The following is an 8,317-nucleotide window of genomic DNA, read 5'->3' on the forward strand; positions in this document are numbered from 1 at the left end:
TAACGGTTAACTCAAGGTGTACAAGACCACCACTGCGGCACTATCCGATGCACAGGACCGCCACTTCACACCATGTGTGAGCCGGTGCGGGCCGCAGCGCGGCTCAGTTCAGACGAGGCGGCCTGTCACTCGCGGCCGATAGTGGCCCGCAGCTTCGCGTTCTCCCTTTCGAGCTCCTCGATCCGGTCCCGCAGCGACTGGACGGCATCCAGGACTTCTTCGCGCGGATACAACTCGGGGATGTGCTGACGACAGTTCCAGTCGAACGCCTCGACGTCGATCAGCACCGCTCGCTCGACGTGCGCTCGGTAGCCCTCGACGGCCAGCGCTGCCAACAGCTCCGGATCATCCACCGCCTCGACAGCTGTGGCCCGTCCGAAGATCTTCATCCGAGTCTTGGCCGAGTAGTCCATCAGGAACAGCGCCACCCGAGCGTCGTGATCGAGATTGCCGCGGCTGATGTACTGCCGGTTGCCACGGAAGTCCGCGAACCCGAGCGTCGATGAGTCGATGACCTTCAGAAACCCCCTTGGACCACCCCGGTGCTGAATATAGGGCCAGCCCGTCTCACCGACCGTGGCGAGGTAGAAGCTGTCGCGCTCCCCGATGAACCACGCCTCGTCCCGGCCGATCCGGTCGGCCACCACGGGCCCCTCGGCCATCCGCTCGTAACTGCGCAGGCTGCCGTGCTTGCGCTGATGCTCGCGGACGGCCGGGGTGAACGCGACCTGTGCGTAATGCCCGGTCATCTCGACGACTTTCGCTGCGGAAGAACCTTCGACATATCCGGATTCCTTTCTCGGAAGCGGTTATTCGCGCACATTCAGCACACACTCACCGCAGCGGTCGGGGCTAGCTCACGCGCTCGATCTTGACGGTGAGTGCGGTGAGCAGGCCCTGCAGCAGCTCGATAGTGGTCTCGTCGACGAGGTTGCCCTCGTCGTCGAAACGCTCGTGTGAGCGGAAGGCGATCACCTCGGGCTCCACCACTACGTCGCTCTCGGTCCACACGAACACCTGACGCAGTGCGAGTTGCGCACGCACCGAACCGAAGTTGGTCGGCGCGGCCCCGAGGATCGCGACCGGCTTGTGCAGCAGCGGCAGCCCCTCGGTCTTGGTCCAGTCGGTGCTGACCCAGTCGATGGCATTCTTCAGCACGCCCGGGATGGAGTAGTTGAACTCCGGCGTGGCGATCAGCAGACCGTCCGCCTCGACGACGCGCCTGCGCAGCTCCTCGACCGCGGCGGGCCGGTGCTGCGGGCTATCCAGATCCATGTCGTACGGTGGGATTTCGCGAAGCCCCTGGTAGATCTCGATATCCAGGCCGGTGTTGAACTTCTGCGCCGCGCGCAACAGCGCGGTGTTGTGCGAGTCAGCGCGCAGGCTGCCGGAGATAGCCAGGATCTTGAAGGCGGTCATTGTCATTCCTTGTTCGTCGCGCTTGGTCGAGACAGCAAGCTCAGTGGTCAGGCGTGGTGGTCGCGCACGACCGGGCAATCAATATCGGTGCCGGCAGCCGAACAGCCGGACCTTCTAACCGATCATACACATTTGAAAGGTTAGAACACTCGGGATCATTCCCGATCCTCGAAAGTTTTTGCACTGTGCGGCCGTTCGTTTGACATCCATGAATCTAGGGCGCACCGAGCCGGCGCTGCGCGGACCCGAGACGCCGTGATGCGGACCGAACACGACAACACGCCCGACCCCAGCGCACACACGCAGCGACAACTCCGACGAGGCGGGACCGGCGGGATCACGATGCGGACTTTTCACGCCAGATGTCCCGAATCACTTGATCTCGATGTGCCGGATATGCTCTCGCCGGTGATAGATGGCACGGTGTCGGCTCAGGTCATTCGACTGATTCGAACGACTGCCCTGCAGACCGGGGTCGCGCCGGCAGAGCTCAACCGACTGCCGGGGCTGGATCCGGAATTGCTCGGTGATGATCTGATACGCGTGCCTGTCGCGACGGCCTTGCGGATCTGGGAGCTCATCCACGCTCGCGGCGTGCAGGACGCCAGTCTGCGCATCACGGCGGCCGCGAACATGGGCAGCCTGCACGTGTGGGACTACTTGTTCACTACAGGCCCAACCCTGAGTGACAGCCTGAAAACCGCATTCGACCTGCACGCGGCAGTGACCGATCCGGCCGTCGGCTTCCAGATGGACGACGACGGCCGGCTACTCACCGTCCGCTACACCGGGATCGAGCCCGAGCCCATTCTCGCCGCGACCGAGGAGTTCGCCCTTTCCCTGTTGCTCCGGCGAATCCGTGAGGCCACCGGCCGGCCCCTCGTTCCAGTCCGAGTGGCGTTCGGCCATCGGGCCCGCGGGCGCCACCGACATCTCATCGATGCCTTCGACACCGACCGTGTCGACTTCGGCGCGCCGCACACCGAGTTCACCCTCTTGGATGCCAGTTCCCTACCGACCGGAACTGATCCCCACCTCGGCCGCATCATTCGCCGCCACGCCGAACTCACCATCGCCTCGGCCAAGTCCGCGCCCAGTTGGCTGGACAAACTCCACGCCGCGATGATCGAGGCCTTGATCCGCGATCAGCTCAGCCTCGATGTCGTGGCGCACCGGCTGGCGATGAGCCCCCGCACACTGCAGCGTCGTCTCGGCGAGCAGGGCACCAGTTGGCGAGAAGAGCTCGAAGCCGTCCGACACTCCCACGCCACCGCGCTGCTGCGCGACACCGATCTATCAGTGCAGTCGGTGGCTGCCAGGCTGGGCTACACCGACGCCCGCGCACTGCGCCGCGCCTTCCATCGGTGGACCGGCCGTAGTCCCGACGCGTTCCGCCGAGAACGCGCCGCGGCGGACGGCTGATCTCTCGACCTCAGCCGCCGACGAGGCCATCGCGAACGGCTGAGGGAGAAAATCCTTCGCGAAGGCCGCCGCACGACGACAGGTGCCGTCGCTGGGCGCGCAGGCGCGCCTACCTGTCACGACAGTCGAACATTCCCGGTCGACGCGGAACGGGTGAGCCGTTCCGCGCCTCGAGGATTCAGCGACCGATGGACGCGGCCATGACGCGGACCGCGGAGACGAGGCCGTCGATGAGCTCGCCCTGGCGGAAGGAGCTCAGCGCGGCGGTCACGCCGAGCTGGCAGACCCGATCGTTGGCACGGTCGGCGACATCGGCGCCGGAACGGACCTCGATCGCGCGATCGTTGGGCGAGACGGCGATGAGCACCGACTGCGCCGCCTCGGGGGTCGTCGGGAAGATGGCGTCCACGCCTTCGGCCGGGTTCTCGCCGAGATCGCCGATGTAGACGTTGAAGCGGACCTTGGTCGCCCTGGTCGCCTCGGTGAGCACGTTGTCCATCGCCAGCCGCTCGTCATCGCTGAACGGCGCTTCCTTGAATACATCGCCCGCCTCGTGCACGCCGGAAACCCGGCCACTCGTGGTGATGACGTACCCGTGCGGTAGATCGGCCTCGACCACCGCGGGCCAATTAGAACTTGCCACTTGCCCGGCCTCCGATCAGCTCCGCATGTGCGGATTCGATAGCCGCATGGGAGCCATGCGGGGTCTCAGCGTGGTGACCCTGGGCGGTCACCTCGTCGGTAGCACTCCACAGCACCGGCGGCTGTGTCCACTTCTGACCGAGGTCGTAGTGGACCGGCTTCTCACCGGCCAGTGGCTTACCGAGAAACGACAATCCGGCGATCGCGCCGTAGATCACCAGCGGAATGCCGACGAAGATCAACACTGTCTCGAGAATGCTCACGGACCAACGGTAGACGATCGCGTGTAGTAGATCGCCTTCTGGTCGACACCGCCCGCCGTTCGTGTCGAAGTCAAACCAGCCAGGCCGCCGCGTTGGGGGCCAGCTGCCGGTTGTGCGGCGGCGCGCTCGCGAGCAGTACCTCGCCGGGCGGCAACGAGATCGGGACGGCCGAGGCGTTCAGCACGCAGACCAGCCCACCAGGTCGCCGGAAGGCCAGGCAACCCGCGGGGCTGCCGTACCACTCGATCCGCTGGCCCGCGAATTCCGGTCGCACGCCACGCAATTCGATCGCCATCCGGTAGAGCGACAGGGTAGAACCCAGTTCTTCCAGTTGCGCCTCCACCGTCAGCCCCGCCCACTCGGGCGGGATCGGCAGCCAGGATCTCGCGGCGGTGGTGAACCCGAACGGCGGTGCACTCCCCTCCCACGGCAGCGGCACCCGGCAGCCGTCGCGACCGCGTTCGGTGTGCCCGGAGCGTTCCCAGACCGGGTCCTGCAGCACCGCTTCGGGCAGATCGTCCACGTTGGGCAGGCCGAGCTCGGAGCCGTTGTAGATGAACACCGCGCCGGGCAGCGCCAGTTCCACCATGAACATCGCCCTGGCCCGCGCCACGCCTTCGAAACCACCGCCATAGCGGGTGACCTCGCGGGCGATGTCGTGGTTGGACAGGGTCCAGGTGGGCACTGCGCCGACCGGCGCGACCGCGGCAAGGGAATTGTCGATCGCCACCCGCACGGCATCGGCCGTGAACAGGGTCTGAGCGAGCCGGAAGTTGAAGGCCAGATGTAGTTCGTCCGCACGCACATATTCGCCGAAGCGGATGTTGTCGTCCACCCACACCTCGCCGATGGAGACCGCGTCCGGATATTCGTCGAGCACCTTGCGGATGCGGCGGTGAATATCGTGCACAGACGGATTGTTGAAACGCGGGTCGCTGTCGTCGTTGACCAGCAGTTTGGTCTGGACGAGCGCCATGTCGGGCAGTCCGTCCGGCTTGGCCATCCCGTGCGCGACATCGAGCCGGAACCCGTCGACGCCCCGATCGAGCCAGAACCGCAGCGTCTCCTCGAAATCGGCGACCACCTCCGGGTTTTCCCAGTTCAGGTCCGGTTGCTCGGCGGCGAAGATGTGCAGATACCACTCGCCTGGCGTGCCGTCGGCCTCGATGACCCGAGTCCAGGCCGGTCCACCGAAGATGCTCGGCCAATTGTTCGGCGGCTGCGCGCCATCGGGACCTCGACCAGGACGGAAGATGTAGCGGGCCCGCTCCCGGCTGCCCGGCGCGGCGGCGAGTGCCGCGAGGAACCAGGGATGTTGACTGCTGGTGTGGTTGGGCACCAGATCCATCGTGACCTTGAGGTGGCGGCCGTGCGCCTCGGCGATCAGCGCGTCCATCGCCGCGATGCCGCCGAACAACGCGTCGATATCGCGCGGATCGGCCACGTCGTAGCCGCCGTCGGCCATCGGCGAGCGCATCACCGGACATATCCACAGCGCGTCGACGCCGAGTAGTTCCAGATAGCCCAGCCGCTCGCGGACACCCCCGAGATCACCGATGCCGTCACCGTCGGAGTCCGCGAAGGATCTGGGATAAACCTGGTAGAACACGGCCGATCGCCACCATGGTTGCGTGGTGCGATCCACCGGCGCCGCAACGGCTGGTGTATCAGTCACACCTGCCATAGTGCCAAAACCATGCGGCGAAATCGCTCAGGCGGAGCAGTGTCCTCGACATCGGGCAAATCATCAGCATTCGCCGACGCGGGCCGAAAACCCTGCCGCCATCCCCATACTCGAGAGGAAGCGCCTCAGAAGGTGGCGTTCATCAGCGAATTCGCCGCCATCTCCAAGTAATCGAGCAGCGCCTTGCGATGCTCGTCGTCGAGCGTCGCCGGCTCGATCTCCGCCACCCCGATGCGCATGCAGCGCAGCCACGCGTCGCGCTCCATCGGACCGATGGTGAAGGGCATGTGCCGCATCCGCAGCCGCGGGTGCCCGCGCTCGTCGGAGTAGGTGCGCGGACCGCCCCAGTACTGCTCGAGGAACATCCGCAGTCGCCGCTCGGCCGGACCGAGGTCCTCCTCCGGGTACAGCGGGCGCAGCACCTCATCGGTCGCCACCTCGCGGTAGAACGCGGCGAGGATCCGCTGGAACGTCTCCGCACCACCGACCGCCTCGTAGAACGACTGTTGTGCCGTTTTCTGACCCGCCGCTTGCTCGCCGGAAGTCATCAGGTCCTCTCGATCGGTCCGAATCCACCGCAGTCCATTGTGCCCGCGTCACGAACACGCGGCCCTTCAACCACAGTTCATCCGACATTGTGCGAAATCACCGTGCAATAGCCGTCGTTCCATGGTCAACTGGGTGGCAGTGTCTGCCGAGATACCACATGATCTTGAAAACGACGAAATCGGGGTCCCCATGAAGCAGCGGCACGGCCGATCACACGAGGCCAGGACGCACCGACAACTCCAGCCCGCCGACGTCCACAATCGTGGGTCGGGGGCTACTCCGCTGCACATTTTGTCCGATCACTATCCGGGTGCACATCGCACCGATGAGATTCCTCATCACGGTGACTCCTCCCATCACGGTGAGCACGGTCACTATCTCGCGTCCGTCCCGAGCGACGGCACCAATTGGTTGAAGCGCCGGGTGCTGCTTCTGAACGCCACCTACGAGCCGCTCACCGCCCTGTCCGCGCGCCGCGCCGTCGTCCTGCTCATCTGCGCCAAGGCAGACACCGTCCACCACGATCCCGAGGGCTCTGTAGTCCACTCGGCCGAAGCCGCCGTCAGCATTCCGTCGGTGATCCGGCTGCGCAGCTACGTGCACGTGCCCTATCGAGCCCGAGTTCCGATGACCCGCGCCGCCCTCATGCACCGCGACCGCTACCGATGCGGCTATTGCGGCGGCAAAGCGGAGACCATCGACCACGTCATCCCGCGCAGTCGCGGCGGCGAGCATTCCTGGGAGAACTGCGTCGCCAGCTGCGCACCGTGCAATCACCGCAAGGCCGACAAGCTGCTCAGCGAGCTGGGTTGGACGCTGCGCTCACCGCTGGTCTCACCGAAGGGTCCGCACTGGCGGCTGCTGTCGACCACCGCCGATCTCGACCCGGTGTGGTTGCAGTATCTCGGCGAAGGCGCCGCCTGAGCGGCGGCCGCCCGGCTCAGGTGTACTCGATCACCAGAGTTGCCCAGGTGCCCGGTTCGAGTGCCGCGAAAACGTGCGGGACATCGCCCGGGTAGGAGATGTAGTCGCCGGGATGCAGTTCCACCGGCGCGTCGACGATCCCGACGAGCGCCCGGCCGGTGGCGAGCAACACGTGTTCGACGACACCGGGAATGTGCGGGTCGGATCGACGCGCATGCCCCGGCTCGGCCGTGATCCGGAACAGGTCGCGGCGGGAACTGATCGGCGCCGCCGCGAGCAGGGTGGCGCGGTAGTCGGACTGTTCGGCGACCACCACCGGCCCCTCCCCCGCACGAATCACCTGGACGTTGGGGCGAGGCGGGTCGAGCAGGCGCGAGAAGGGCATATCCAGTGCCACGCACAGCGCCCAGAGCGTCTCCAGACTCGGATTGCCGGTGCCCGATTCCAGTTGGGACAGTGTCGATTTCGCGATGCCCGCCCGGCTCGCCACCTCGGTGAGCGACAGGCCGGCCCGCGTGCGTTCCCGGCGCAACGAGGCGGCGATCACCGCCTGCGGCGTCGCCACCGTCGATTCTTCCGGCACCATGCCCGCTCCCGTCGAGTAGAAGACCGCCCAACAGAAAACCATATTGACGAACCGCTCGACTATGTTCAGTATAAGAAACATGCGTTCGATATGGCGAACACTCGATCGGGGCACGCTCTCTGGCATCGCGGCGGTGTGCGTCGCGGTCGCGCTGATCGGCGTTTCCTACGGCGCAACGGCCGTGAGCTCAGGTTTTCCACTCTGGCTTCCCATTGTCCTCGGCGTGCTGATTCTCGCGGGCGGCTCGGAGTTCTTGTTCATCGGCATCGTCGCCGCGGGCGGCAGCCCGATCGCGGCGGCGTTGGCGGGGCTACTCGTCAATGCCAGGCATGTGCCCTACGGCTTGTCGATTCCAGACGTGGTCGGCACCGGCTGGCGGCGGCCGATCGGCGTGCATGTGATGAACGACGAATCCGTCGCGCTGGCCATGGCACAGCCCGACATCGCGCGCAGGCGGGCCGCGTATTGGATCAGCGGGCTCGGTGTGCTCTTGGCCTGGCCCGGTGGCGCCGCGATCGGCGCGGTGATCGGGACCGTGGTTCCCGACACCTCGGTGATCGGACTGGATGCGGTATTCCCCGCGGTGCTGCTCGCCCTGGTCGTTCCCGCGCTGCGGGCCAGGGCGGCGACCACGCGCGCGGCATTGTTCGGTGCGGCCGCCGCCGTACTCAGTTCGCTGTTTCTGCCCGCGGGCGTGCCGGTACTCGTCGCACTGATCGGCGTGGGGGGGGGGGGGGGGGGGGGGGTGTGGCGGGGGGGAGCTGGGGAAGGCCGAGAGCCAGAAGAGAGGGAGGGTCACCTGCGCGGGCGGCCCCGCGAGCCGCGCGA

General features: G+C 66.2%; 9 protein-coding genes and 1 pseudogene. 3 read left to right on the forward strand and 7 right to left on the reverse strand.

From position 1 onward, the window contains the following. Nucleotides 1–125 precede the first annotated feature (125 nt). Nucleotides 126–749, reverse strand: a complete 624-nt coding sequence (locus ACFU4Z_RS15240) for a pyridoxamine 5'-phosphate oxidase family protein (protein WP_379063144.1) — start codon at nucleotides 747–749, stop codon at nucleotides 126–128. 103 nt (nucleotides 750–852) lie between these two features. Further along, entirely contained in the window at nucleotides 853–1,419 is a 567-nt protein-coding gene (locus ACFU4Z_RS15245) for an NADPH-dependent FMN reductase (protein WP_379063146.1), read from the reverse strand. A 408-nt stretch (nucleotides 1,420–1,827) separates the two neighbouring features. On the opposite strand from ACFU4Z_RS15245, the gene ACFU4Z_RS15250 reads away from it, so the two are divergent. Next, complete coding sequence (locus ACFU4Z_RS15250) at nucleotides 1,828–2,841, forward strand: helix-turn-helix domain-containing protein (RefSeq protein ID WP_379063149.1); 1,014 nt, start codon at nucleotides 1,828–1,830, stop codon at nucleotides 2,839–2,841. 178 nt (nucleotides 2,842–3,019) lie between these two features. Here the strand turns inward: ACFU4Z_RS15250 and ACFU4Z_RS15255 are convergent, their stop codons facing one another. From ACFU4Z_RS15255 to ACFU4Z_RS15270, 4 genes are all read right to left on the reverse strand, one after another. Further along, nucleotides 3,020–3,484, reverse strand: coding sequence for a DUF5130 domain-containing protein (locus ACFU4Z_RS15255; RefSeq protein ID WP_379063151.1), 465 nt, complete (start codon nucleotides 3,482–3,484; stop codon nucleotides 3,020–3,022). Further along, complete coding sequence (locus tag ACFU4Z_RS15260) at nucleotides 3,471–3,746, reverse strand: hypothetical protein (RefSeq protein ID WP_379063153.1); 276 nt, start codon at nucleotides 3,744–3,746, stop codon at nucleotides 3,471–3,473. Before ACFU4Z_RS15260 ends, ACFU4Z_RS15255 begins: the two co-directional genes overlap by 14 nt. Before the next feature lie 70 nt (nucleotides 3,747–3,816). Then, nucleotides 3,817–5,430, reverse strand: a complete 1,614-nt coding sequence (locus tag ACFU4Z_RS15265) for a glycoside hydrolase family 13 protein (RefSeq protein ID WP_379063155.1) — start codon at nucleotides 5,428–5,430, stop codon at nucleotides 3,817–3,819. Nucleotides 5,431–5,555: 125 nt separating this feature from the next. After that, on the reverse strand, nucleotides 5,556–5,978 hold the full coding sequence (locus tag ACFU4Z_RS15270; RefSeq protein ID WP_379063157.1) for a globin: 423 nt from the start codon (nucleotides 5,976–5,978) through the stop codon (nucleotides 5,556–5,558). A gap of 190 nt (nucleotides 5,979–6,168) precedes the next feature. On the opposite strand from ACFU4Z_RS15270, the gene ACFU4Z_RS15275 reads away from it, so the two are divergent. After that, on the forward strand, nucleotides 6,169–6,903 hold the full coding sequence (locus ACFU4Z_RS15275; protein ID WP_379063159.1) for an HNH endonuclease: 735 nt from the start codon (nucleotides 6,169–6,171) through the stop codon (nucleotides 6,901–6,903). A gap of 16 nt (nucleotides 6,904–6,919) precedes the next feature. On the opposite strand, the gene ACFU4Z_RS15280 is transcribed toward ACFU4Z_RS15275, so the two are convergent. After that, a complete protein-coding gene (locus ACFU4Z_RS15280) occupies nucleotides 6,920–7,489 on the reverse strand; it encodes a helix-turn-helix domain-containing protein (RefSeq protein ID WP_379063486.1) in 570 nt (189 codons plus the stop codon). A gap of 79 nt (nucleotides 7,490–7,568) precedes the next feature. On the opposite strand from ACFU4Z_RS15280, the pseudogene ACFU4Z_RS15285 reads away from it, so the two are divergent. Next, nucleotides 7,569–8,317 (forward strand): annotated as a pseudogene (locus ACFU4Z_RS15285) (AzlC family ABC transporter permease); the annotation flags it as partial.

The organism is Nocardia sp. NPDC057440 (genome assembly GCF_042802915.1).
In the GTDB taxonomy this organism is placed as follows: Bacteria; Actinomycetota; Actinomycetes; order Mycobacteriales; family Mycobacteriaceae; genus Nocardia.

Coding starts and splice junctions, on each gene's coding strand:
- ACFU4Z_RS15240 (WP_379063144.1), bottom strand. CDS start 749: ATGACCGGGCATTACGCACAGGTCGCGTTCACCCCGGCCGTCCGCGAG.
- ACFU4Z_RS15245 (WP_379063146.1), bottom strand. CDS start 1,419: ATGACCGCCTTCAAGATCCTGGCTATCTCCGGCAGCCTGCGCGCTGAC.
- ACFU4Z_RS15265 (WP_379063155.1), bottom strand. CDS start 5,430: ATGGCAGGTGTGACTGATACACCAGCCGTTGCGGCGCCGGTGGATCGC.
- ACFU4Z_RS15270 (WP_379063157.1), bottom strand. CDS start 5,978: ATGACTTCCGGCGAGCAAGCGGCGGGTCAGAAAACGGCACAACAGTCG.
- ACFU4Z_RS15275 (WP_379063159.1), top strand. CDS start 6,169: ATGAAGCAGCGGCACGGCCGATCACACGAGGCCAGGACGCACCGACAA.
- ACFU4Z_RS15280 (WP_379063486.1), bottom strand. CDS start 7,489: ATGGTGCCGGAAGAATCGACGGTGGCGACGCCGCAGGCGGTGATCGCC.